Source organism: Amycolatopsis sp. cmx-8-4, assembly GCF_046548675.1.
GTDB lineage: Bacteria > Actinomycetota > Actinomycetes > Mycobacteriales > Pseudonocardiaceae > Amycolatopsis.
In genome coordinates this window covers 1-23,263 of sequence record NZ_JAEBDZ010000013.1, presented here as the reverse complement: position 1 = coordinate 23,263, position 23,263 = coordinate 1, and the positions used below count along the sequence as shown (strand labels likewise).

Annotated in this window: 23 protein-coding genes and 1 pseudogene; 14 read left to right on the top strand and 10 right to left on the bottom strand. The window is 72.2% G+C overall.

Annotation, left to right across the window (positions count from 1 at the left end):
• Positions 1–124 precede the first annotated feature (124 nt).
• Complete coding sequence (locus ACLJQZ_RS26420) at positions 125–676, top strand: copper resistance protein CopC (protein ID WP_410622558.1); 552 nt, start codon at positions 125–127, stop codon at positions 674–676.
• Here the strand turns inward: ACLJQZ_RS26420 and ACLJQZ_RS26415 are convergent.
• Positions 673–2,046 carry an APC family permease gene (locus ACLJQZ_RS26415; protein WP_410622557.1) on the bottom strand — a complete coding sequence of 458 codons (1,374 nt, stop codon included), beginning with the start codon at positions 2,044–2,046 and terminating at the stop codon, positions 673–675. The two genes, ACLJQZ_RS26420 and ACLJQZ_RS26415, sit on opposite strands and share 4 nt — an antisense overlap.
• A gap of 171 nt (positions 2,047–2,217) precedes the next feature.
• Here ACLJQZ_RS26415 and ACLJQZ_RS26410 point away from each other — a divergent pair, with 171 nt between their 5' ends.
• The 5 genes from ACLJQZ_RS26410 to ACLJQZ_RS26390 all read left to right on the top strand — a co-directional run bounded on the left by ACLJQZ_RS26410 (position 2,218) and on the right by ACLJQZ_RS26390 (position 6,783).
• Positions 2,218–2,712: an Lrp/AsnC family transcriptional regulator gene (locus tag ACLJQZ_RS26410; protein WP_410622556.1), complete on the top strand. Its 495-nt coding sequence runs from the start codon at positions 2,218–2,220 to the stop codon at positions 2,710–2,712.
• A 117-nt stretch (positions 2,713–2,829) separates the two neighbouring features.
• Positions 2,830–4,224: an aspartate aminotransferase family protein gene (locus ACLJQZ_RS26405; RefSeq protein ID WP_410622555.1), complete on the top strand. Its 1,395-nt coding sequence runs from the start codon at positions 2,830–2,832 to the stop codon at positions 4,222–4,224.
• Between the two features lie 258 nt (positions 4,225–4,482).
• On the top strand, positions 4,483–5,697 hold the full coding sequence (locus ACLJQZ_RS26400) for a cytochrome P450 (protein WP_410622554.1): 1,215 nt from the start codon (positions 4,483–4,485) through the stop codon (positions 5,695–5,697).
• Between the two features lie 45 nt (positions 5,698–5,742).
• Positions 5,743–6,144, top strand: a complete 402-nt coding sequence (locus tag ACLJQZ_RS26395) for a hypothetical protein (protein WP_247052611.1) — start codon at positions 5,743–5,745, stop codon at positions 6,142–6,144.
• Between the two features lie 3 nt (positions 6,145–6,147).
• Positions 6,148–6,783 carry a LuxR C-terminal-related transcriptional regulator gene (locus ACLJQZ_RS26390; protein WP_410622553.1) on the top strand — a complete coding sequence of 212 codons (636 nt, stop codon included), beginning with the start codon at positions 6,148–6,150 and terminating at the stop codon, positions 6,781–6,783.
• Between the two features lie 65 nt (positions 6,784–6,848).
• On the opposite strand, the gene ACLJQZ_RS26385 is transcribed toward ACLJQZ_RS26390, so the two are convergent.
• From ACLJQZ_RS26385 to ACLJQZ_RS26375, 3 genes are all read right to left on the bottom strand, one after another.
• Positions 6,849–8,000 (bottom strand): S8 family serine peptidase, encoded by a 1,152-nt coding sequence (locus tag ACLJQZ_RS26385; RefSeq protein WP_410622552.1) that lies wholly within the window; start codon positions 7,998–8,000, stop codon positions 6,849–6,851.
• A gap of 14 nt (positions 8,001–8,014) precedes the next feature.
• Complete coding sequence (locus ACLJQZ_RS26380) at positions 8,015–10,144, bottom strand: hypothetical protein (protein ID WP_410622551.1); 2,130 nt, start codon at positions 10,142–10,144, stop codon at positions 8,015–8,017.
• 112 nt (positions 10,145–10,256) lie between these two features.
• A complete protein-coding gene (locus ACLJQZ_RS26375; protein WP_410622550.1) occupies positions 10,257–10,985 on the bottom strand; it encodes a FadR/GntR family transcriptional regulator in 729 nt (242 codons plus the stop codon).
• A gap of 23 nt (positions 10,986–11,008) precedes the next feature.
• On the opposite strand from ACLJQZ_RS26375, the gene ACLJQZ_RS26370 reads away from it, so the two are divergent.
• Together ACLJQZ_RS26370 and ACLJQZ_RS26365 are read left to right on the top strand one after the other, a co-directional pair.
• Positions 11,009–11,347: an oligopeptide/dipeptide ABC transporter ATP-binding protein gene (locus ACLJQZ_RS26370; RefSeq protein WP_410622549.1), complete on the top strand. Its 339-nt coding sequence runs from the start codon at positions 11,009–11,011 to the stop codon at positions 11,345–11,347.
• A complete protein-coding gene (locus ACLJQZ_RS26365) occupies positions 11,347–12,267 on the top strand; it encodes a dihydrodipicolinate synthase family protein (RefSeq protein WP_410622548.1) in 921 nt (306 codons plus the stop codon). The genes ACLJQZ_RS26370 and ACLJQZ_RS26365 overlap by 1 nt, the downstream gene beginning before the upstream one ends.
• Here the strand turns inward: ACLJQZ_RS26365 and ACLJQZ_RS26360 are convergent.
• Positions 12,233–13,132, bottom strand: a complete 900-nt coding sequence (locus tag ACLJQZ_RS26360) for a DMT family transporter (RefSeq protein WP_410622547.1) — start codon at positions 13,130–13,132, stop codon at positions 12,233–12,235. The genes ACLJQZ_RS26365 and ACLJQZ_RS26360 overlap by 35 nt on opposite strands.
• Before the next feature lie 72 nt (positions 13,133–13,204).
• On the opposite strand from ACLJQZ_RS26360, the gene ACLJQZ_RS26355 reads away from it, so the two are divergent.
• Positions 13,205–14,131, top strand: coding sequence for a LysR family transcriptional regulator (locus ACLJQZ_RS26355; protein ID WP_410622546.1), 927 nt, complete (start codon positions 13,205–13,207; stop codon positions 14,129–14,131).
• Here the strand turns inward: ACLJQZ_RS26355 and ACLJQZ_RS26350 are convergent.
• The 4 genes from ACLJQZ_RS26350 to ACLJQZ_RS26335 form a co-directional block, all read right to left on the bottom strand.
• On the bottom strand, positions 14,122–14,451 hold the full coding sequence (locus ACLJQZ_RS26350) for a hypothetical protein (protein ID WP_410622545.1): 330 nt from the start codon (positions 14,449–14,451) through the stop codon (positions 14,122–14,124). The two genes, ACLJQZ_RS26355 and ACLJQZ_RS26350, sit on opposite strands and share 10 nt — an antisense overlap.
• A 52-nt stretch (positions 14,452–14,503) precedes the next feature.
• A complete protein-coding gene (locus tag ACLJQZ_RS26345) occupies positions 14,504–15,862 on the bottom strand; it encodes a protein kinase domain-containing protein (RefSeq protein WP_410622544.1) in 1,359 nt (452 codons plus the stop codon).
• Between the two features lie 120 nt (positions 15,863–15,982).
• Entirely contained in the window at positions 15,983–16,444 is a 462-nt protein-coding gene (locus ACLJQZ_RS26340) for an HNH endonuclease (protein ID WP_410622543.1), read from the bottom strand.
• A 121-nt stretch (positions 16,445–16,565) separates the two neighbouring features.
• The gene (locus tag ACLJQZ_RS26335; RefSeq protein WP_410622542.1) at positions 16,566–17,519 is read right to left on the bottom strand and encodes an alpha/beta hydrolase family esterase; all 954 of its coding nucleotides are present in this window, start codon (positions 17,517–17,519) and stop codon (positions 16,566–16,568) included.
• A gap of 158 nt (positions 17,520–17,677) precedes the next feature.
• On the opposite strand from ACLJQZ_RS26335, the gene htpG reads away from it, so the two are divergent.
• The 5 genes from htpG (at position 17,678) to ACLJQZ_RS26310 (ending at position 23,091) form a co-directional block, all read left to right on the top strand.
• Complete coding sequence (htpG, locus tag ACLJQZ_RS26330) at positions 17,678–19,600, top strand: molecular chaperone HtpG (protein WP_410622541.1); 1,923 nt, start codon at positions 17,678–17,680, stop codon at positions 19,598–19,600.
• A gap of 396 nt (positions 19,601–19,996) precedes the next feature.
• Positions 19,997–20,632 (top strand): phosphoribosyltransferase, encoded by a 636-nt coding sequence (locus ACLJQZ_RS26325; protein ID WP_410622540.1) that lies wholly within the window; start codon positions 19,997–19,999, stop codon positions 20,630–20,632.
• 120 nt (positions 20,633–20,752) lie between these two features.
• The gene (locus tag ACLJQZ_RS26320; RefSeq protein WP_410622539.1) at positions 20,753–21,187 is read left to right on the top strand and encodes a DUF6292 family protein; all 435 of its coding nucleotides are present in this window, start codon (positions 20,753–20,755) and stop codon (positions 21,185–21,187) included.
• 107 nt (positions 21,188–21,294) lie between these two features.
• Positions 21,295–22,887: a phytoene desaturase family protein gene (locus tag ACLJQZ_RS26315; protein ID WP_410622538.1), complete on the top strand. Its 1,593-nt coding sequence runs from the start codon at positions 21,295–21,297 to the stop codon at positions 22,885–22,887.
• Between the two features lie 30 nt (positions 22,888–22,917).
• The gene (locus tag ACLJQZ_RS26310; protein ID WP_410622537.1) at positions 22,918–23,091 is read left to right on the top strand and encodes a hypothetical protein; all 174 of its coding nucleotides are present in this window, start codon (positions 22,918–22,920) and stop codon (positions 23,089–23,091) included.
• Here ACLJQZ_RS26310 and ACLJQZ_RS26305 read toward each other — a convergent pair.
• Positions 23,085–23,263 (bottom strand): annotated as a pseudogene (locus tag ACLJQZ_RS26305) (IS256 family transposase); the annotation flags it as partial. The gene ACLJQZ_RS26310 and the pseudogene ACLJQZ_RS26305 sit on opposite strands and share 7 nt — an antisense overlap.

Here is a 23,263-nt window from a genome sequence, read left to right as displayed (position 1 = left end):
GGTCCTTCCCTACGCCACCCAGGCGTCCATCTTGACCAATGGGCCGCCCGGAGACCAGCGACACCCCCACCGCTGCACAGGTGGACACGAAAAGTGCACGAACCGGATAGGGCAGGATGTCCGAATGATCCGCCGCGCCCTGACCGCTGTGCTCGCCTTCGCCGCCGTACTCCTGCTGTGCACGCCGCCGGCGTCGGCCCACACCGAGCTGACGTCGAGCTCGCCCGCGGAAGGCGCGTCGCTGGCCGAGGCGCCGACGCAGGTCCAGCTCACGTTCGAGGAGCCGGTCACGTTGCCGCCGGACGCCGTGAAGATCACCGGCCGCGACGGCACCGCCTGGCCGGTCAGCACCCCGGTGGCGGCCGGGAACGTCGTGACCGCGCCGGTCACGCCGGCCGGGCCCGCCCAGGCCTACACGCTGACCTGGAAGATCGTCGCGAAGGACGGCGACAACGTCACCGGCACCGTCCACTTCACCCTCACGGCCGCGGCTTCCGCGGCGCCGGCGACACCCGCGGCGATCACCGAGGCCGCGCCCACCTCGCAGGCTCCCGTCGGCGGCGTCGACACCGGCAGCTTCCCCGGCTGGGTCTGGATCGTGGTCGCCGTCGTCGGCCTGCTCGCCGTGATCGTCGTCGGGCTGCGCTTCCTGCGCGGCGGCGGCCCGAAGGCCTAGTCCCGCGGCACCGTCACGACCCACCGCTCCGGACGCCGGCGCAGGTAACCCCACCAGTACAGCGCCGCTACCAGCAGCACCCCGGCCGTGATGCCCAGGTCGAGGGCGCTCTGCTCGACCAGGATGTAGACCAGCGCGGCGACGGCGAGCACCGGCACGACCGGCCACGCCGGCATCCGCCACACGTGCGGCTTCCGGTGCGCCGCCCGGCGGGCGCCGAGCGCGGCGGCCGCGACGCTGAGGTAGAGCGCCACGACGGCGACCCCGGTGACGCCGTTGAGCGTGTCCACCGGCACGAAGCACAGGACGGCCTCGGACAGCCCGGTCACCAGCGTGGCCACCCACGGCGAGCCGTACCGGCGCCCGACCACGCTCATCGCGCGGTTCACCGGCTCCGGCCAGGCCCGGTCGCGGGCCGAGGCGAACAGCACCCGCGAGTTCTGGATGACCATGACGATCACGGCGTTCACGATCGCCGCCGCGATGCACAGGCTGATCGTGACGCCGACGCCCGAGTTGCTCCAGCTCGTCACGAGCGCGGTCAGGTCGAGCCCGGCGAGTGACGCGGCGTCCGGCACGGCGAGGGTGATCGCGACGACCGGCACCAGGATGACCAGCGCGCTGACGCCGAGCGTCCAGAACACCGTCCGGACGACGGTCCGGCGCGGCTCCCGCATCTCCTCGGCGAGGTAGACGGCCGTGCTGAAGCCCTGCACGACGAACAGCGCGACGGCGAGCCCGGCGATCACCGCGATCGGCCCGATCCCGCCGGTGCCGAGGCTCGGCTTGACCAGCACGGCCGGGCTCTGTGAGGTGTGCGTGAAGCCGAGCAGCGCTACGACGAAGATGGCGACCAGTTCGATGACCAGGAAGATCCCGGTGATCCAGGCGTTGGAACGCAGGTTGAGCAGCCCCATCACCGTCGCCGCCAGCATCACGATCGCGCCGGCCACCGACGGGTCGATGGCGACGGCCGCGGCGAGGTAGTCCGCGACGCCGATGGCGATGATCGGTGGCACGACGAGGATGACGATCACCGACAGCATGAACGTCAGCCAGCCGGCGAACCGGTTCGCGACCGTGGTCACCATGGCGTATTCGCCGCCCGCGCTCGGGACCAGGGTGCCCAGCTCGGAGTAGCAAAAGGCGACGCCGACGCAGAGCAGCACGGCGAGGGTGATGGTGAGCGCGGTGCCGGTACCGAGGTCGCCGAACAGCGGGGGCACCAGGACGAACAGGGACGACGCCGGCGTCACGCAGCTGAGCGTGAGCAGCGTGCCGCCGCCGACGCCGATGGAGCGGGTGAGCGTGCGGGGTCCGGCGGGGGTGGTGGCCGTCGCGGTGCTGGGCGGGACAGGGGTGCGGGGCATGGGCGTTCCCTCCGGCCTGGGCAAGGTGCGACGGATGGAACAGCACGTGATTCGGTGTTGTCAACGCCGGAAATTCGACTGATTTCGTCGTTCAGGCGGTCGGTGGCCTTCGCATTCAGTGACCATCCGTGATCGAATCGCCGGGTTTGCCTCGCGTCGCCCGCGTCAGGGATGATCCCGGGCGTGAGCAGCCAGGACATCCCCAGCCGGCCGGCGCCGCCGGTGCTCGACGACATCTCGCGGCAGATCATCGCGCAACTGCAGGAGGACGGCCGGCGCGCGTACGCGACCATCGGCAAGGCCGTCGGCCTGTCCGAGGCCGCGGTGCGCCAGCGGGTGCAGCGGCTGTCGGACTCCGGCGTCATCCAGATCGTCGCCGTCTCGGATCCGTTGCAGGTCGGGCTGTTCCGGCAGGCGATGATCGCGATCACCGTGGACGGTCCGCTCGAGCCGGTCGGCGACGCGCTGGCCGACATGGACGAAATCGCGTACGTGATCCTCTGCGCCGGGCGCTACGACGTGCTCTGCGAAGCCGTCTGCGCCGACGACGAGGCCCTGCTCGAGCTGATCTCGACGCGCATCCGCGCGCTGCCGGGCGTCCGGCACGCGGAGGCGATGGTCTACCTCAAGCTGCGGAAACAGACCTACCAGTGGGGCACTCGCTGACCGTGACGACTAAATCCGAAGGCAAGATCGCTCCTTCGGTCGATAATTAGTCGTTAACGATGGTTACGGCGACCGGATCGCTTGCGTAACGTCGATGGTGCGTGCGATAACCGAGCCATGACCACAACCGCCGACCCGGCCGCCACCGTCGACGCCGCGGCCCTCGCCCAGTCCGCCCGCAGCAACCTCTGGATGCACTTCACCCGCCATTCCGCTTACGACACCACCGACGTCCCGGTGATCGTGCGCGGCGAAGGCGCCTACATCTGGGACGCCCGCGGGAAGCGGTACCTGGACGGGCTCGCCGGCTTGTTCGCGGTCCAGGTCGGCCACGGCCGCGAGGAGCTCGCCGAAGCCGCCGCGCGCCAGACGAAACAGCTCGCGTACTTCCCGCTCTGGGGTCACGCGCACCCGTCGGCGATCGAGCTGGCCGAGCGGCTGGCCGCCGCGTCGCCCGGCGACCTGAACCGGGTGTTCTTCACCGTGAGCGGCGGCGAGTCGGTCGAAACGGCGTGGAAGCTCGCCAAGCAGTACTTCAAGCTCGTCGGGAAACCCACCAAGCACAAGGTGATCAGCCGCGCGCTGGCCTACCACGGCACCTCGCAGGGCGCGCTGTCGATCACCGGCATCCCCGGCGCCAAGGCCGACTTCGAGCCGCTGGTGCCGAGCACGATGCGCGTCCCCAACACCAACTTCTACCGCGCCACCGAGCACGCTGACGACTACGCCGCCTACGGCCGCTGGGCCGCCGACCAGATCGAGCAGGCGATCGAGTTCGAAGGCGCGGACACCGTCGCCGCCGTCTTCCTCGAGCCGGTGCAGAACACCGGCGGCTGCTTCGTCCCGCCGCCCGGCTATTTCGAGCGCGTGCGCGAAATCTGCGACAGGCACGACGTCCTGCTGGTGTCGGACGAGGTGATCTGCGCGTTCGGCCGGGTCGGGTACGACTTCGCCGCCAAGCGCTACGGCTACCAGCCGGACATCATCACGACGGCGAAGGGCCTGACGTCCGGGTACGCGCCGCTGGGTGCGGTGCTCGCGAGCGAGCGGCTGATGGACCCGTTCACCCGCGGCGCCACGACGTTCGTGCACGGCTCGACCTACGGCGGGCACCCGGTGTCGTGCGCGGTGGCGCTGGCCAACCTCGACCTGATGGAGCGCGAGAACCTCTACGGCCACGTGCTGGCCGGCGAGTCCGCCTTCCGGTCCACTTTGGACAAGCTGACCGACCTGCCGATCGTCGGCGACGTCCGCGGCGCGGGGTTCTTCTACGGCATCGAGCTGGTCAAGGACAAGGCGACCAAGGAGACCTTCAGCGCGGCGGAATCCGAGCGCGTGCTGCGTGGTTTCCTGTCCGACGCGCTGTTCGAGGCCGGGTTGTACTGCCGGGCGGACGACCGCGCCGAGCCGGTCGTGCAGCTGTCGCCGCCGCTGATCTGCGACCAGCGCCAGTTCGACGAGATGGAGCAGATCCTGCGCGACACCCTGACCCGGGCCTGGAAGCTGCTCTAATTAGCCGGCGCGTCTGAAGGCCGGAGACGTGGCCGCGAACGCTGAGGGGCCTGTCGTGACGCGGCTCCGGCCGCCACGTGGGTCGCGGTTCCGGGCGCCTGCCGGGAAAGTCGCGTTCGTGCGGGTCGGTTAGCCCGGACGGGCAACGATTCTGCGGGGCGCCCGCCCGGCTGGGTACCGTGGATCTGGGGACCGGGGGAGCGGCCGTCGCCGGCCCGATTGTCCTTGCCCTCGGCCGCGCACCCGGGAGGACTCTCGATGACCGCGACCACGGACACCCCGCGCCTGCCGTTCGCGCGGCCGAACGTCCTGGAGATCGCTCCGCTCTACGAAGTGCTGCGGCGCCAGGGGCCGGTGGTGCGGGTGACCACGCCGGTGGGTGACCCGGCGTGGCTCGTCACCGGCTTCGACCAGGTGCGGACCGTGCTGTCGGACCCGCGGTTCGGCCGCTCGCACCCCGCGCCGGAAGAGGCGTCGTCGCTGTCGGACGCGGCGATCCTCAGCCGGCCGCAGGGTGACCACGACACCGAGCACGCCGAGCACGCGCGGATGCGGAAGATGCTGGTCCCGTCGTTCTCCGCCAACCGGATGCGACGGCTGGCCGGCCACGTCCAGGAGCTGGCCGACGGCTGCTTCGACGCGATGGACCGGGCCCGCGCCGAGCACCCCGGGGAGCCGGTCGACCTGCACGAGCTGCTGTCGTTCCCGCTGCCCGTGCTGGTGATCTGCGAGCTGCTCGGCGTCCCGTACGAGGACCGCGACACGTTCCGGGTGCTCTCGGAGCGGATGGGCCGCACGGACATCGGGACCGGCGCCGACGCCGCGCTCGACGAGTTCGCCGGGTACATGGGCCGGCTCGCCGCGGCGAAGCGGCGCCACCCCACCCAGGACGTCGTCTCCGACATGGTCCGCACCCAGGCCGACGACCCCACCTTCAGCGACGACGACCTCGCCCGGCTCGCCGCCGGCCTGCTGTTCGCCGGCCACGAGACGACGTCGAACCGGATCGACCTCGGCGTGTTGTTCCTGCTCACCGACCTCGCCCAGCGCGACGCGCTCGTCGCCGACCCCGAGGGCCGCGTCCACGGCGTCGTCGAGGAGATCCTCCGGATGTCGGCGCCGGGCGGCCTTGGCCTCCTGCGGTACGCGCACGACGATGTCGACCTCGGCGGCGCGGCGATCGCCCGCGGCGACGCCGTGGTCCTGTCGATCAGTGCCGCCAACCGCGACGAGTCCGTGTTCCCCGGCGCCGCGACGTTCGACCCGGACCGCAAGCCGAACGGGCACGTCGCCTTCGCCTACGGCGGCTGGTTCTGCATCGGCGCCAGCCTCGCCCGCACCGAGCTGCGGGTGGTGTTCGGCTCGCTGTTCCGCCGGTTCCCGGGGCTGCGGCTGGCCGTGGGGGTGGACGAACTGGAGGTCCGGACGAATCGTGTCACCGGGGGAGTGGACCGCGTGCCGGTCCTCTGGTAGACCGAAGCGGCTCCGACGCCGTTATCACCGGAAAGTCAGGACAGCATGGCCCTGTGGGACAAGCTCGGAATGGACGACAAGCTCGTCAAGGTGCTGAAGGAGATCCCACCGGGCCCGGAGGCCGAGGACTTCGGGCCCGCCTTCGTCACGATCCACCAGCTGGCCGTCGAGCTCGACCAGCGGTTTCCCGAGGTGCGCCGGCAGCTGGACGTGCCGTTCGGCGGTGGCGCGAGCCGGCACGCCGGGCTCGTCGAGCTGCTCGGCAAGGAGCTGGTCGACAAGATCAAGCGCTACGGCGACGTCTACCCGATCGAAGCCGCGCAGCTGTCGTCGGTGCGGTTCCGGGAGCTGCGGTTGCGCGGTCCGGGCGGGCGTGACCTGGTCGGCGCGTCGCGGACCGACCTGCCGCTGATCCGCCTGCGGGCCAAAGACAAGCCCGAGGACTGAGCGGTGCTCCCACCGCCACCGGTCCGGGTCCTGGTCGCCGAGCGCGACCCCGGCGTGCGGGACCGCCTGAGCGGGATCCTCGGTGAGGCGGACGGCATCGAGGTCGTCGGCTCGGTCGGCGACGCGACGGCGGCCCGGGCCACCCTCCGGCGGCGGCTGCCCGACGTGGTGCTGCTGGACCCGCGCCTGGCGCCGCTGGGTCCGGTTTCCCGGCGCCCCGCGGTGGTCGTGCTGGCCACGTTCGACTCCGAGGCGGGGATCCTGCGCGCGCTGCGGGACGGCGCGGCGGGGTTCCTGCTGCGGTCCGCCCGGCGCAACGAGCTGATCAAGGTGGTCCGGCTGGCGGCCGACGGGCACGTGGTCCTCTCGCCGGACGCCTCCCGCCGCCTGGTCTCCGCGGCGACGCGCCTGTCCGGCCCCCGCGACGAGCGGCTGGCGCGGGTGGACCTGCTGTCGGAGCGCGAGCGGGAGGTGCTGGTCGGCGTCGGCTCGGCCCTGACGAACGCCGAGATCGCGACGCGGCTCGAGCTGCCGGAGCCGGTAGTGCGGACCCTTGTCGCGCAGGTCGTGAAGAAGCTCGGGTGCGCGCACCGGACGGAAGCCGGGCTGCTGGCCATCGAACGCGGCCTCTGCCGCTGACGGAGGTGCCGTGAGGGGCACCCTCAGGGACATAAACGCCCTGAGGGTGCCCCTCACGACCTTGGTCAGAACCCGCCGAGGCCGTTCGGGACGCCGACGCCCGTGGGGGCGTCGTAACCCGGGGCGGCCACGCACAGGTAGTCGCCGCCGCACTTCGCGCCGCCGCCGACGGGATCGTTGGTCCCGGCCGTGATGTCGACGAACTGCGACGCCCGCGCGTAGAGGTCGGCCGGCTGCGCGACCCCCGCTCGGCCGGACCGGCCGTACAACCCTGCGACGAACGGAGCCGACGCGCTGGTGCCGTTCACCGGGAGCCAGCCACCCACGTCCGTGGTGTAGATCGCCAGGTCGTCGGCGACCGCCGCGACGTCCGCGACCGTCCGCTTGCCGCAGTGGGTGTCCTTCTGCCACTTCGGTTTCGCGATGTAGGCTGAGCAGCCGCTGCCGCCGTAGGACCACGCCTGCTCCGCCCAGCCGCGCGCGGAGTCCGGGTCCCTCGCCAGCGACGTCCCGCCGACCGCGACCGTCGTCGCCAGCGCGGCGGGGTAGCTCGCCGCGGTGAACCCGGAGTCGCCCGAGGAGGCCACCACCGTCACGCCCGGGTGCCGGTAGTGGCTCGCGAACGCCAGCTGCGCACCGCCTTCCCGCGAGCCGTAGCTGTTCGACACCACCTTCGCACCCAGCCGGACGGCGGTGTCCTCGGTCTCGGCGAGGTCGGCGAACCCGGGGGTGGTGCCTTCCACGACGACGATCCGGCACGACGGGCACGCCGCGGACACCATCGAGACATCCAAAGTGGACTCGATGGCCCAGCCGAAGTCGGCCGCCGGCAACGGCGTCGCGGCGCCCTGCTGGTTGACCTTCCGGAAGCAGCCGTTCGCCGTGGTGCACGGCGGCAAGCCGTACTGCGCCCGGTAGGTGGCCAGGTCGGCCTCCAGGTTGGGCGCGTCGTAGGCGATCGAGATGCCGACGACGGTGCCGGGCCCGGTGCTCGCGGGCAGCCGGTAGGCCGAGGCCAGGTCGTCGGCACCCCAGCCGACCGGGCCGTCGGCCAGGGCGCGCGTGGCCCCCGGCGTGAACGTGGTGAGGCAGCGCAGGACGCCCGGCCCCGCCTCGGGACAGGCCGCGCGCGGCCCGGGTGCGGCGGCCGCGGCCGGAGCCAGCGCGATCGCCGCTGCGCAGACGGCCGCCAGTGCGCCTAGCTTTCGAATGGACACAGTGGACACTCCCTTCAGGACGCGTAGACGTGGTAGGCGGCGGTGATCGTCTCCGCGATGGTCGCCCCGGCGGCGTCGGACGCGGTGACCCGCAGTGAGACGTCCGTGCCGCGGAAGGTGTCCGTGGTCGAGGCGAAGTCCGCGTGGTAGACGCCGTTCCCGCGGGCCGTGACGGCCGCGTCCTGCCAGGTGGTGCCGTCGGTCGAGTACTGCACGGTCGCTCCCGTGATCGCACTCGCGCCGGCCGACTGCAGGTGCCCGGCGGTGAGGTCGAGACCCTGCGGCCCGGACGCGGTGGAGCCGTCCGGCCGGAGCCCGCCGACCGCGTACCCCAGTGTCAGCAACGGCTCGACCGCGCAGGACCGGTCCGGCCCGTCGGCTCCGCGCGCGCAGTACAGCGCCTGCGGGAGGGTGACGCCGTCGACGTGCCGCGACTTCCACGTCCACTCGGTGTGGGTGGCCGTGCTCTGGTGGTACATCGGGCCGGTGCGGCCCGCGTCGAGCGTCAGCCCCAGTGTCGACGGCCCGGCGCCGACCTCCTGTGCCAGGTTGAGCGCGAAGCCGCCGACCGGGTCGCCCTCGGCGACCGTCGTGCCGTCCTGGGTCAGCGTGTAGTGCCCCGTGATCGTGTCGCGCGATTCGCCGTAGTAGCCGAAGCCGGTGTGGCCGGGTTCGTTGTCGCTGAACGGCGTGATGGCGAACCGCAGCAGGTCGCCGGCCCGCGTCGCGGCCGGCTGGGTGTACACGGTCGCGTCGTCCAGCGGCTCGAGGGCGACGGCACCGGCCGGGTGCAGCGGGAACCGGTTCCAGCCTTCGGTGACGGCGGTGCCGCCCCGGTAGCCGTGGAACGCCTCGTACTGGCCGCCCGCCCAGCCGGGGAACGGCCCGGGCAGGACGTACTTCGAGACCCCGCCGAACCAGACGAGGTCCGGCGCGGCCGAGACGTACTCGGTCTGCCGCCGCGGCAGGTCGATCGGGTGCGACGGCCGCCCGCTGGTGTCCTCGAAGGCGAACATGCCGCTGCGCTGCCGCAGGCCGGCCGAGGCGTACTCGCTGTAGTAGGTGGCGTCGACCGCGGCGACGTCCTTCGCCGTGATCACGTACCGCTGCTGCGGGATCGTGCCGGCGCTCGCCTTCTGCAGCACGTATTCGTACGGCGTGCCGGGTCCGGGCGGGGACACGAGCCGGCTGTACGGGTACGTCTGCAGCGCCCCGGTGGTGACGGGTTTCGCCGTCGGCGACGCCGAGATCGGCACACCGGGACCGGCGTCGAAGTCGACGAGCAGCGCGGGCCCGGTCTTCGCGGCCCGGCGGAACAGGAACCCGGTGTCGTCGAGCAGCGCGGGCCGCGGGGTCACCCAGGTCAGCTTGCTGGTGGCGCGTTTCGCGTCGACCCGGACGGTGGTGTCGGCCTTCACCGCGAACTGGGGCTGCGCGCTGAAGCGCAGTTCGGTCGGGTTGCCGTCGGCGTCGGCGGTCCAGAAGACGCCGAGCGCGCTGTAGTTCCCGTCCGGCGCGCTGAACTTCGCCGTTCCCCCGGTGAAGTAGTTGTAGTTCTCGTTCGGGTCCAGGATGTTGCCGTCGTCGGTGTTGTAGAGGAACGCGATCCCGTTGTCGGCGGGCTTTCCGCCGATGTCGGTGGCGTCCACCGAAACCGTACGCATCACCGACCGCGGCTGCGCTTTCGGCTGCTTCACGCCCTTGAGCGCGAAGCTCGCGCCGCCGGCGAAGAGCCCTTGCCCGCCGAAGTGGCCGCGGGCGTTGTCCTCCTTGAACTGCTTCGCCAGCGCAGCACCGAAATCGGGCACGTCCTCGGCGACCTGTCCGCCGGCCAGCAGCGCCTTGACGTCGAACAGGCTCAGGTCGAGCCCGCGCCCGAGGTAGGGGAGCGCGGTGCCGGGAACCTCGTAGTCCCGCCCGCCGAGGCGCAGGTGGACGAGCGCGCGGGCCATCCCCTTGGCCGCGGCGGGCTGGACGTCGAAGGTGTCCCGGCCGTCCGGAGCGGTCCGGACGGTGACCCGGTCACCGGTGATGAGCGTGGCGGTCGCCGCCGAGGTCGTCGCGCTCGCGGGTGGCGGGGCGAGCCCGGTCAGCCCCGCCTGACCGGCGAGCAGGACCGCGAACACCGAAAGAGTTCTTCGCACTGGCGCCTCCGTGTGGTGGTTGATCACCACTACGACGAGCCAGTCGCCGGGACCGTTGAGCCCCGTTCCCGAACCTGCCGGAAGTTACCTCGAACGGCTCAACCACCCAGAGTCAGGAAGAGTGGACCGCCGGCACCGGCCGGGCGACGCCGAAACCGCCGTACGGTCCGGCTTTCGCGCGCTTGCGGACCTCGTCGAAGTGCCGGTGCACCGCCTCCGCCGCGGCGTCCGCGTCCCGCAGCAGGAGGGCGTCCACGATCACCTGGTGCCGTTTCGCGGTGGCCGTCGGCGAGGCGGCCGGGCCGCCCAGCTCGCCCTCCGCGATCCGGTAGACGTCCCAGAACAACCCCGTCAGCTCGCGGGCCAGGTCGAAGCCGGCTTCGGCGCAGATCAGGTCGTGGAACTCGCGGTCGGCCTCCGCCGCGTCCGGGCCCTTGCGGCGCATCCGGGCGACGCACGCCTGCAGGTCGTCGATCAGCTCCGGCCGGTGCTCGACGGCGACGCGGCGGGTCAGCTCCGTCTCGAGCATCTCGCGGACTTCGAGGAGGTCGCGCAGGCGGCCGACGTCGGTCGCGCCGCGGGCGCGGGTGCGGAACAGCAGCCACGTCTGCAGCGACTCCGAGCCCGCCGACCCGACGAACGTGCCGTAGCCGTGGCGGATCTCGACGATGCCCAGGGCCTGCAGGGCCTTGATCGCCTCGCGGACCGAGTTGCGGCTGACGCCGATGTCCTCCATGAGGCTCAGTTCGGTCGGCATCGGCGCGCCCGGCGGGAGCTCCCGTTCGACGATCAGGTCGATGATGCGCTTGGTGATCTCTTCGCTGCGCTGCGGACGGGCCACTGCATGTCCTCCCCGGATGCGTCGTGAGAGGACATCCTACGTCGTACGTCCCGGGACTCTGTGACATCCGGGACTTCGCCCCGGGCCGGGGGCTTCGCCACCCGGAACCCCCGGAAGCCGCGCGGCATCCCTACACGCGGGCCCTCTTCTCGGCGACGCCCAGCCTGCTGCACCAGGTCGAGCCGATCGTGCTCACCGGCCCGGTGCCGTCGGCGACGCACCCGCCGAGCGGCTGCCCGTTCCGCACCCGCTGCCCGAAGGCCACCGGCGAGTGCGCGGCCGAGCCGCCGCTCGCCGCGGCCGACGGCGGCCACACCTACCGCTGCATCCATCCCGAGACCCCTGCCGGAGTGAGCGCCTGATGCCGAAGTTCGCCGGAATCGTCCCCCCGCTGTGCACGCCGTTGACCGACGACTTCAGCGTGGACACCGACTCGCTGCGGCGCCACGTCGAGTTCCAGCTCGACGCCGGCGTGCACGGCGTCTTCGTCCTCGGCTCGTCCAGCGAGGTCGCCTTCCTCCCCGACGCCCAGCGCCGGGTCGTCGTCGAGACGACGGTCGAGCAGATCGCGGGACGCGTCCCGGTGCTGGCCGGCTGTATCGACATGACGACGTTGCGGGTCGCCGAGCACATCCGCGCCGCCGAGGCGGCCGGGGCCGACGCCGTCGTCGTCACCGCGCCGTACTACACGCGCACGCACGTCGCCAAGATCGACCGGCACTTCCGGCTGCACGAACGCACGTCGCTGCCGATCGTCGCCTACGACATCCCGGTCGCGGTCCACACGAAGCTGGACGGCGCCATGGTGCTCGACCTCGCCGCCGACGGCGTCCTCGCCGGCCTGAAGGACTCCAGCGGCGACGAAGCGGCGTTCCGCGCGGTGCTGCTGGGCAAACGCGAACGCGGCCTCGACGCCTTCGCCGTGTTCACCGGCTCCGAACTCGTCGTCGACGCGGCGCTGGCGATGGGCGCGGACGGCGCCGTCCCGGGCCTCGGCAACGTCGACCCGGTCGGCTACGTTCTCATCCACGACCACTTCAAGGCCGGCAACCTCGCCGCGGCTCGCCGCGAACAAGAGCGTCTGCTGAAGCTGTTCTCGATCACCTCGGTGGCCCCGCCGAGCCGGATGGGCCGCGGCTCGGCCGGCCTCGGCGCGTTCAAGGCCGCGATGAAGATGCGCGGTTTCATCGACAACGCCGTCATGGCCCCGCCGCAGCTGCCCCTGGACGACGAGGAACTGCTGCGCCTCAAGGAGATACTCGTCGAAGCGGGCTTGCTCTGACGGCCCCGCCCACCCGCCCGAGGGAGATGAGGACGACGCCGGCGATGCTGAGCGCACCGCCGGCCACGTCCACCCAGGTCGGCGTCTCGCCCAGCCAGACGAACGCCACCGCCAGGGCGACGGCCGGGACGAGGTAGAGCGCGCCGGTCGCGACGGCGATCGTGTGGCGGGCCACCGCGTACCCCCAGGCGACGAACCCGGCCGCCGAGGGCAGCACACCCAGGAACACCACGGACAGCGTCGCGCTCAGCGGCGCCGTTTCGACGCCGCGAAGGGCCGCGGGCGCGAGCGGCAGCAGGAACAGCGTCCCGGCCCACATCGCGTAGCAGGCGACTTCGAGCCCGGTGTAGCGCTTCAGCAAGGGCTTGCTGCCGAAGTGGTAAACGCCCTGGACCGCGGCGGCGGCCAGCACGACCCACGCGGCACCCGAGTAGCCCAGGCCGCCGCCGAGCGCGATGAGCGCGCTGCCGCCGAACGCCACCGCGCTGCCCAGCACCTTCGTCGTCGTCAGCCGTTCGCCCAGGAACGCCATCGCGAGCAGCACGCTGAACACCGGCGCCACCGACACGAGCAGGCTCGCCGTGCCCGCCGGCACGCGCACCTCACCCCAGTTGAGCAGCAGCTGGTACGCGCTCATCCCGGCCAGCCCGCACGCCGCGATCAGCGGCAGGTCGGCCGCGCGCGGCCGCCGCACCCCCAGCGCCGGCGCGACCAGCAGCAACACAGCTGACGCCACCGCGAGCCGGGCGAACGACAGCCCGGCGACACCGTAGCCGTCGAGCCCCACCTTGATCGCCGGGAACGCCGACGCCCACAGCACGACGGTGACGGCCAGGGCGAGGGTTGCCTTGAGAGTGGGCTTCACGACGGCTATCGTCGGCCGGAAGATGCAGAAGTACCAGTTACGGTTTCTTTGCTGAAGAGAAAGTCTGACTTCATGTTGGAGCTGCGCCGCCTGCGCATCCTGCACGGTCTCGCCCAGCACCGGACCGTGGCCGCGACCGCGGCGGTGCTGCACCTGACCGGCCCGGCCGTCTCGCAGCACCTGGCCGCCCTCGAACGCGAAGCGGGCACGCCGCTGCTCGAGAAGCAGGGCCGCACCCTGGCCTTCACCTCGGCCGGGCGGCTGCTGGTCTCGCACGCCGAGGTGATCCTCGACGACCTCGCCGCCGCGGAGTCGGCGATGGCGGCGGTGTCCGAGAACGGCGGCACCGGCACGGTCCGGCTGGCCGCGTTCGCCTCGGCGGCGCGGCAGCTGCTGCCGGCGGCGTGGGCCGGGCTCCGGGAGGCCGGCACGGTCTCGCTGCGCCTGGTCCAGGAAGAGCCGGACGACGCGCTGGAGTCGTTGCGCCGCCAGGACGTCGACATCGCGCTGGTGCACAGCTATTCGCTGCTGCCGCGCAGCATCCCGCCGCGCTGCGAAGACCGGCGGCTGCTGGAGGACCCGGTGCTGCTCGCGCTCGCCCCGGCGCCGGCCGCGGCGGCCGGCCTGGCGCCGGGCGAACCCGTGCGGCTGGAGCGGTTCGCCGGCCACCCGTGGCTCGTCCCCGCCGCCGACCTCTCGTGCCGCGAGATGATCCACCGGGCCTGCGGCGCGGCGGGGTTCGTGCCGCCGGTGGCGGCGGAGGCGAGCGACTTCGCGGTCCTCGTCGCGCTGGCCGCGTCCGGCGCGGGCGTGGCGTTGGTGCCCGCCATGGCGTTGCCCGCCGGGCCGCCCGGGGTCAGCCTCCACCCGCTCGAAGAACCGTTGACGCGCAAGGTGTTCGCGCTGACCCGGACGGGCACGGCACGGCGCCCGGACATCCGGGTCGTGCTCGACGAACTCGAACGGTCGGCCCGCGACTGGGCGGACCGCTACTTCTGAGGCCGCGCCTTCTCCACTGCCTCCAGGAACTTCGCGACCTTCGCCCGCATCCCGTACGGGTACAGGAACGTGTTCCCGGCCAGCTTGTCGGCGAACAGTGGCACGTTCGCGACGACGTCCGCCGCCGAATCCGGGACCACGAAAACGATCTTGCCCGGTTTCCACGCGGTCGGCGGTGTGTGCTGGATCTTGCTGATCTTCTCGACCGGGAACGTGTTCCTGGTGTCGCTCGGGAGGATGAACCAGCTCTTCGTCGCGATGCTCAGCGTGACGGTGTGCCCGTCGAAACGGATCGACCTGCGCCTGGCCCTCAGATGCACGCGTCCGACTATGGCAGAGCACGCGCCCCGGGGGACAGGTGCTTCCGGGTGCTCAGAGCGTCTTGCAGGTCAGCTCCGGACGCGCGGTGCCGTTGCCCTGGCCCGTCAACGCGGTCAGGCCGAACGACGTCGAGCCGTTCGCGTCGAGCTTCGCGTTCCAGTCCGCGTTGTCGACCGTGACGGTCGAGCCGTCGACGGTGAAGGTGCCGTTCCACAGGCCGGTGATGTGGTGGCCGTCGGGCAGGGTCCAGTAGACGCGCCAGCCGAGCAGCTTGACGGCGCGGTCGTTGTGCACGGTCACCTCCACCTGGTAGCCGCCGGGCCACGAGTTCGTGACCCGGTAGTCGGCCGCGCAGCCCAGGTCCGCGGGGGCCGAGGAGCTGGTGGTGGGCGTCGGCGGCGGGGGAGTGGTGGAGAACGGCACGGGTGCGGGCGCGGCCGCCGTCGTGTTGCTGTCGGGCACCAGCGCCGTGCCGATGAGCACGCCCAGGGCCAGCAGCACCGCGCCGGCCGCGCCGGCGAGGACGAGCTTCCGGCGGGGTCGGCGGACCTGCAGCAGGCGCGTCCCGACCTGGGGGACCACCCGCGGCGGCGGCAGCGGACGGCCGCCGGTGACCGCCTCGAACAGCTCCTGCACCTCGGCCATGGCCGGCCGCTGCGCGGGATCGCGCCGCAGGAGCCGGCCGAGCACCTCGGCCAGCGGGCCGAGGTGCTTCGGCGGGATGACGTCGTCCTGGGCGATCCGCCGCAACAGGACGATGGTGTTGTCCTCATTGCCGAACGGCGGCATGCCCTCCAGCGCGCGGTAGAGCGTCGCGCCGAGGGAGAAGACGTCCGCCGGGAACCCGGCTTCGGCGCCCCCGGCGACTTCCGGCGCCAGGTAGGCGGGCGTGCCGGCGATGAACCCGCCGCCGGTCACGGCCCCTTCGCCGGTCGCGCGGGAGATGCCGAAGTCGGCGATCTTCGTGACGCCGTCGGGCGCCATCAGGACGTTGCCGGGCGTGACGTCCCGGTGCACGATGCCTTCGGCGTGCGCGGCGGCGAGCGCCGACGCGACCTGTTCGCCGACGCGCGCGACCTGGTCGGCCGGCAGAGTTTCCCGCTCCAGCAGGACTTCGGCCAGGCTCTGCGACGGCAGGTACTCCATCACCAGGTACGGGTCGCCGGCGTGCTCGACGACGTCGTGCACGGTGATGGCGTGCGGGTGCCGCAGCCGCGCGGTGAGCCGCGCCTCGCGCAGCGCCCGCGGACCGCCCTGCCCACCGCCGGACGGGTCGTAGCCCAGCTGCTTCACCGCGACGACCCGGTCGAGCCGCTCGTCGCGGGCACGCCAGACGACGCCCATCGCTCCCTGGCCGATCCGGTCGACCAGCCGGTAGCGCTCGGCGATCAGCTGTCCTGCCTCGGTCACGACGACCCTCCGGTACCGGTGCTCGCCCAGGCCTTCCCCGGTGACACGGATCCGGGGACCGATCGGTTCGAGCTTAACGGCCTGCTCGTCGCCTCGCCGACGAGCAGGCCGCCGCCACGCTCACGCGCCGAGCGGGTGCAGCTGGTCCCACGACGGGACGCGTGGGACCAGCTGCAGCCTCATCCCGGCCTCGGCGGGCAGCTTGTCAGCCTTGCGGGCGTTGCAGCTGCGCGCCGTCCCGCCGCACGCGGCGACCGTGTTGAGCCAGTCGGTCCGCGCGCCGCCGCGGCTCAGCGGCACCACGTGGTCGATCGTCGTCGCGCGCTGCCCGCAGTAGGCGCAGCGGTGCCCGTCACGTGCCAGCACACCACGCCGGGACCAGCGTGGCGGCTGCGTATATCGCCACTTCATGACGACGTACCGCAGCAACCGCACGATCTTCGGGCGCGGGAACAGCCCGTAGGCGAGACCGTCTTCGGCCTCGTGGACCACGGCGACGTCGCGCACGAGCATCCGGATGGCGTGCGGGACGGACACGGTGTGCAGTGGCTCGTAGCCGGCGTTGAGGACGAGAACCCCCATGGCGCAACCTCTTTCGGTGAAACGGATACGAAAAGCCGCCCGGATCGCGGTGATCCGGGCGGCTTTCCGCGAAGCGACCCGTTCATGGTCGCCGAGCTTCGCGAGAGGCGTCAATCGTGTTTCAGCGCAACGGGTGACTCTCGAGGAACCGCCAGATCACCGGGGTCGCGTCGATGACGGTCGGCGTGGCCGAGTCGAGGTTCGGTTTCGTGCTCGGCCAGACGTGCCCCGCGCCTTCGACGCGGTAGTGCTCGACCGTGCCGCGCCGGTCGCAGGCGAGCCACTTCTGCGCGACGACACCCTTGACCGGCGTCCACGACAGCGGCCCGAACCGGCAACCGTCCCTTGTGGACCACGCGGCCAGCCAGCCGGGGATCGGCGGCAGGCCCTTCTCCGGAACACCGGTGTAGGGGATGGTCGTGTCGGCGGTGCCGTGGAAGTCGAGGATCGGCACCGGCCGGCTCGGGTGGCAGGCGCCGCCCTGCGGGTAGAAGGCGCCGGACACCGGGGCGAACGCCGCGATCCGGCTCGCCAGGCGGCAGGCCAGCACGCCGACGAACCCGCCGCCGTTGGACTTCCCGGCGGCGAAGACGCGGTCGGCGTCGACGCACAGCGTCCGCTGCAGCTTCGTGATGAGGTCGCTGGTGAGCAGGACGTCGTCCGCGGCGGCCGAGTAGGGCGCGCCGGTCCAGGCGGTCTCGCCGTCGGTCCCGACGAGGCCCTGCGGGTAGACCGAGATCGCGTCCAGCGCGGAGAAGCCGGACAGCTCTTCCTGGTACTGGGACGTGCGCTTGTGCCCGTGGAACGACAGGAGCACCGGGTAGGACTTGCGCGGGTTGTAGTGCGCCGGCAGGTGCACGGTGTAGGTGCGGTCGAGGCCGCCCGAAGTGAGGTGCTGCGTCGTCGTCACGCCGGCCGGGACGGGCGCCGGGCGGCCGCAGCCGGTGGTGCGGACGGGGTGGTCGACGACGCCCTGGGGCGTCGAGGCGACGGCAGGCGCGGCGAAACCGGTGGTCAGCGCGCAGGCCGCGGCGAACGCGGCCGCCCACCGGGGCCGGGGGAAGCGTCCGGGCACTCGATCCTCCTTGATCGGCAGCAGGGCGTGGCCAGCATCACACCGGCTGTCGCGGCCCGCCTACATTGCGTTCATAAAGTGCGCGGCCGGGTGACGGCCCGGACTGTCGGACCCCCTCGGTAGGATCGGCGCGTTCGCCGAAACCAGGAAGGAAGCCCGTGACCACCCCGATCGAGACGCTCGAGTTCCAGTCCGAGGCGCGTCAGCTGCTCCAGCTGATGATCCATTCGATCTATTCGAACAAGGACACGTTCCTGCGGGAACTGGTGTCGAACGCTTCGGACGCCCTCGACAAGCTGCGGCTGGAGTCGTACCGCGACAAGGACCTCGTCGCCGACACCGCCGACCTGCACATCACGATCGAGTCGGACCCGGCCGAGCGCACGCTGACGGTGCGGGACAACGGCATCGGCATGACCCGCGACGACGTCGTCGGCCTCATCGGCACGATCGCGAAGTCCGGCACCGCCGACTTCCTCGCCAAGCTCAAGGAAGCGAAGGACGCGGCGGCGTCGCAGGACCTGATCGGCCAGTTCGGCGTCGGCTTCTACGCGAGCTTCATGGTCGCCGACAAGGTCACCCTCGTGACGCGCCACGCGGGCAGCGCCGAGGGCGTCCGCTGGGAGTCCGCGGGCGAAGGCACCTACACGATCGAGCCGGTCGAGGACGCGCCGCAGGGCACCGCGGTCACCCTGCACCTCAAGCCGGAGGACACCGAAGACGCCCTGTACGACTACACGTCCCCGGCCAAGATCCGGGAGATCGTGAAGAAGTACTCCGACTTCATCACCTGGCCGATCCGGATGACCGCCGACGCGGTACCGGCCGCCGAGGGCGAAGAGCCCGCCGAGCCGGCGGTGGAGACGGTCAACTCGATGAAGGCGCTGTGGGCGCGGTCGTCGAGCGAGGTCACCGAGACCGAGTACAGCGAGTTCTACAAGCACGTCAGCCACGACTGGCAGGACCCGCTCGAAACGATCCGGCTGCAGGCCGAGGGCACGTTCGAGTACCAGGCGCTGCTGTTCCTGCCCTCGCACGCGCCGATGGACCTGTTCCTGCGGGAGCGCAAGCGCGGCGTGCAGCTCTACGTCAAGCGCGTGTTCATCATGGACGACTGCGAGTCGCTCGTCCCCGAGTACCTGCGGTTCGTCAAGGGCGTCGTCGACGCGCAGGACCTTTCGCTCAACGTGTCGCGGGAGATCCTGCAGCAGGACCGCCAGATCCAGCTGATCCGCCGTCGCCTGGTCAAGAAGGTCCTCTCGACGGTCAAGTCGATGATGTCTTCCGACGCCGAGAAGTACGCCACGTTCTGGCGCGAGTTCGGCCGCGCGGTCAAGGAAGGCCTGCTCGACGACTTCGAGAACCGCGAGGCGATCCTCGAGATCTCGTCGTTCCCCTCGACGCACGACGCCGAGAAGCCGACCTCGCTGCGCGAGTACGTCGAGCGGATGAAGGAGGGCCAGGAGCACGTCTACTACATGACCGGCGACTCCCGGTCGGCCGTCGAGAACTCGCCGCACATGGAGGCGTTCCGGGCCAAGGGCTACGAGGTGCTCGTGCTCACCGACCCGATCGACGAGATGTGGGTCGACGCGGTGCCGGGCTTCGACGGCAAGCAGTTCCAGTCCATCGCCAAGGGTCAGGTCGACCTGGACTCGGACGAGGACAAGAAGGCCACCGAGGTCGCGCGCGAACAGCAGCAGAAGGACTTCGAGGGCCTGCTGTCGTGGATGGGGACGTCGCTGGGCGAAGACGTCAAGGAGGTCCGGCTCTCGTCGCGGCTGACGACGTCGCCCGCCTGCATCGTCGGCGACACCCACGACCTGACCCCGACGCTCGAGAAGATGTACCGCGCGATGGGGCAGGAGCTGCCGCCGATCAAGCGGATCCTGGAGCTCAACCCCGAGCACGCCCTGGTCACCGGCCTGCGCGAGGCGCACGCTTCGCGCCCGGAAGACGCCGGCCTGGCCGAGACGGCGGAGCTGCTCTACGGAATGGCCCTCCTGGCCGAAGGCGGCGAACTGGGCGACCCGGCCCGCTTCATCAAGCTGCTGGCGAACCGCCTCGAGAAGACCCTCTGAGGCCGCGGCCCGGGCGGATCGTCCCCGCCCGGGCCCGCTCCTCTCCCGAGGCGGCACCGACGCGTCGGCCCCGCCTCCTCGCCCGAGTGCCCGGCCCGCCGGCTCAGCGGCATTCCCGGCCGTGCCTGCGGGCAGTGGCCCTCTCCCGCGGCGGCACGCGCATGTCCTGCCCGCCGGTCCCGGACCCGCTCGCGGCGACGCGATCCGTCGGCATCTGGCTGGACTTGCCCGCCCGGGCCCGCCGGCGGGTTCTGGCCGGGCCGGCGTCGGCGTGGACCTGTCCGGCCTGCCGATGTCTCCACGTCCGGCGTTGCGCGCGTAGGCCGAGACCCCCCGCCGGGCCCGCCCGAGGAGGACACTCACCCGAGAGGCGCTCGTCGGGTGAGAGGAGCTCTCGTGTCCTCGTCGCAGGTTTTCGCCAACCGTGAGGACGGCGGCCGCCGGCTGGCGCGGGTGCTCGCGCGCCGGACCTGGGCCGACCCGCTCGTGCTCGGGCTCGCGCGGGGCGGGATGCCCGTGGCGGCCGTCGTCGCGCGGTGGCTCGGCGCGGAACTGGACGTCGCGGTCGCGCGGAAGATCGGCGCGCCCGGGCGGCGGGAGTACGGCGTCGGCGCGGTCACGCCCCACGGCCCGGCCCTCTACTCCGAAGCGAGCCTCCGGGCCCTGCACCTCACCGCCGGTGAGCTGGCGCGGACGGAAAACCGCGAACGGGCCGAGGCGCGCCGCCGGCTCGTGCGCTACCGCGGGGACCGGGCGCCGGTCGGTTGCGCCGGCCGGGACGTCATCCTCGTCGACGACGGGCTCGCCACCGGCGTCACCGCCCGGGCGGCGCTGCGTGACCTGCGCACCGGCGAGCCGCTGACCTTGGTTTTCGCCGCTCCCGTGTGCGCTCCGGACGCCGTCGCGCTGCTGCCCGAAGCCGACGACGTCGTCAGCGTCGTCGAACCGCCGGAGTTTCGCGCCGTCGGCCAGTGGTACGCCGATTTCCGCCAGACGCGCGACGAGGAGGTGCTCGCCCTGCTCGCCCGGTGACCCTCGGCGGTTCCACAGAGGACGCACCGTGACGTGCTGCTCCACCCGGGGAACACCCGATTGAGCGGCTGGGTGGCGGGGTATCACCGGGCGGGGGTACCGACTGAGGGGGCAGGTGTCATGGCGGAACGGGACGGACTCGGCGCGCCGGCGCTCGGACTGCGGCAGTATCTGCTGGCCGTCGCGAGCAAGCTCGACGCGCCCGCCTGGTTCTGCGAGGTCGAGGTGCCCGCCACCGCCTACCTCGCGCTCGAACTGCGTCTCGACCGGTTCCCGGACCACGAGACGGCGCTGCTGTGGGACGAGCAGGACGGCTGGGCCGCGGCCGTCGAGTCGGCGACCGGCGAGGACGTGGTGGTGCTGGCCTACCTCGGCGAGGACCTGCTGCCCGCGCCGTGCGCCGTCGAGGAGTTCGTCCGCGACCTCTACGGGGACAGCTACCCGGGCCGGCCGGACCCGCCGGACTTCCGCCGACCCGGTGCGGCGGACGGCTTCGACGAGCGTCTCGCCGCCTACGCCGGGAAGAGCATCTGCCTGCCGGAAGGCCAGGCCTGAGGGGCGCCCGTTCGTCCGTCCACATCGGACACAGTGTGACCGCCGGGTGACGGCCGGACCCGATCACACTACCCTGGGATGACCAGGAGTGACCAGCGGGAGGCCCAGTGAGCACGGAAGCCGCCGACGCGGTGGTGATCGGCGCCGGGCACAACGGCCTGGTCGCGGCCAACATGCTGGCCGACGCCGGCTGGTCGGTGCTGGTCCTGGAGGCGACGGACCGGCCGGGCGGCGCGGTCCAGACCGCCGAGGTCACCGAACCCGGTTTCCACGTCGACCTGTTCAGCTCGTTCTACCCGCTGGGCGCGGTGTCGCCGACGATCCGCGGCCTCGGGCTCGAAGAACACGGCCTGCGGTGGCGGCACGCCCCGGACGTGCTCGCGCACGTGCTGCCGGACGACCGGTGCGCGGTGCTCTCGCGCGACCTCGACCGCACCGCGGCGTCGGCCGACGAGTTCGCGCCGGGCGACGGCGCCGCGTGGCGGGCGTTGGCCGCGCAGTGGCAGGAGCTCCGGGAACCGTTGCTGGCGGCGCTGTTCGCGCCGTTCCCGCCGGTCCGCCCGGCGCTGAAGCTGTTGCGGCGCACCGGAACCGCCGACGCCTTGCGCCTGGCGCGGATGCTGACGCTGCCGGCGCGCCGGTTCGGCGAGGAGGTGTTCGCGGGGGAGGGCGCGCGGCTGCTGCTGGCCGGCAACGCCGCGCACAGCGACCTTTCCGTGGACAACGCCGGCAGTGCCGTGTTCGGCTGGCTGCTGGCGATGATCGGGCAGGACACCGGGTTCCCGGCCCCCGCGGGCGGCGCGGGGGAGCTGACGGCGGCTTTGGTGCGCCGCCTGGAGTCCCGCGGCGGGAAAGTCCACTGTGGACGTCCGGTGCGCGAGGTCGTCGTCGCCGGCGGGCGGGCGCTGGGCGTCCGCGACGCCGCGGGCGACCCGGTCCGGGCGCACCGCGCGGTGCTCGCCGACGTCCCGGCGCCGATTCTGTACGGCGAGCTGGTCGGCTCGGAGTGGCTGCCGTCCCGGCTGGTCGACGACCTGCGCCGGTTCGAGTGGGACAGCGCGACGGTGAAGGTGAACTGGGCGTTGTCGGGCCCGGTGCCGTGGACGGCCGAGGGTGCGCGCGGCGCGGGCACGGTCCACCTCGGCACGGACCTGGACGGCCTCTCGGCGTTCGGCAACGAGCTGGCTCGCGGCCGGACGCCTCGCCGGCCGTTCCTGCTGTTCGGCCAGATGACGACGACCGACCCGGATCGCTCACCGGCGGGCACCGAGGCGGCGTGGGCGTACACGCACGTACCGCGTGGCTCGATGGCGAGCCGAGGCGCGCTGGAACGGCGGGTCAAGCGGATCGAGGAGACGGTCGAGGCCCACGCGCCGGGGTTCGCGGGCCTGGTCAAGAACCGCTACGTCCAGGGCCCGGCGGAGCTGGCGGAGCACAACCCGGGCCTGGTGGGCGGCGCCATCAACGGCGGCACGACGGCGATCCACCAGCAGCTCTTCTTCCGCCCGGTCCCGGGCACGGGCCGCGCGGACACCCCGGTGGACCGCCTGTACCTAGCGGGCGCATCGGCCCACCCCGGCGGAGCGGTCCACGGCGGCCCCGGAGCCAACGCGGCCCGCGCGGCCCTGGCCCGAGCAGGCAAGCTGGGCGGCGGTTACGCGGCCCTGATCCGAGCGGCCCACCGAGCGATCTACGGCTGAGACGAGGACCGGCCGGCATGCCATGTCGGCGTGTTGGCCACTCCGGTCACCGTGTTGGCCCTTCTGGTCGCCGTGTTGGCCGATCCGGTGATCATGATGGCCGTTCGCGAACGCCCGAACGGCCGAGCTGCCCGCCAATGGCCAACTGACGGGAAACGGCGGGTCTATCCCGTGATCGGTGTTTCCGGCGTTGTTGATCAGTAGGTCTCGGCTCCCGGCCAGCGGTCACCGAACGTGATGGCGAACGCATTGATCACTGGCTTCCACCGCATCGTCCACCGGGCGCGGCCAGTCCCGGTCGGGTCCAGGCTGCGAGTCACAAGATACAGGCACTTCATCGCGGACTGCTCAGTCGGGAAATGCCCACGTGCGCGGA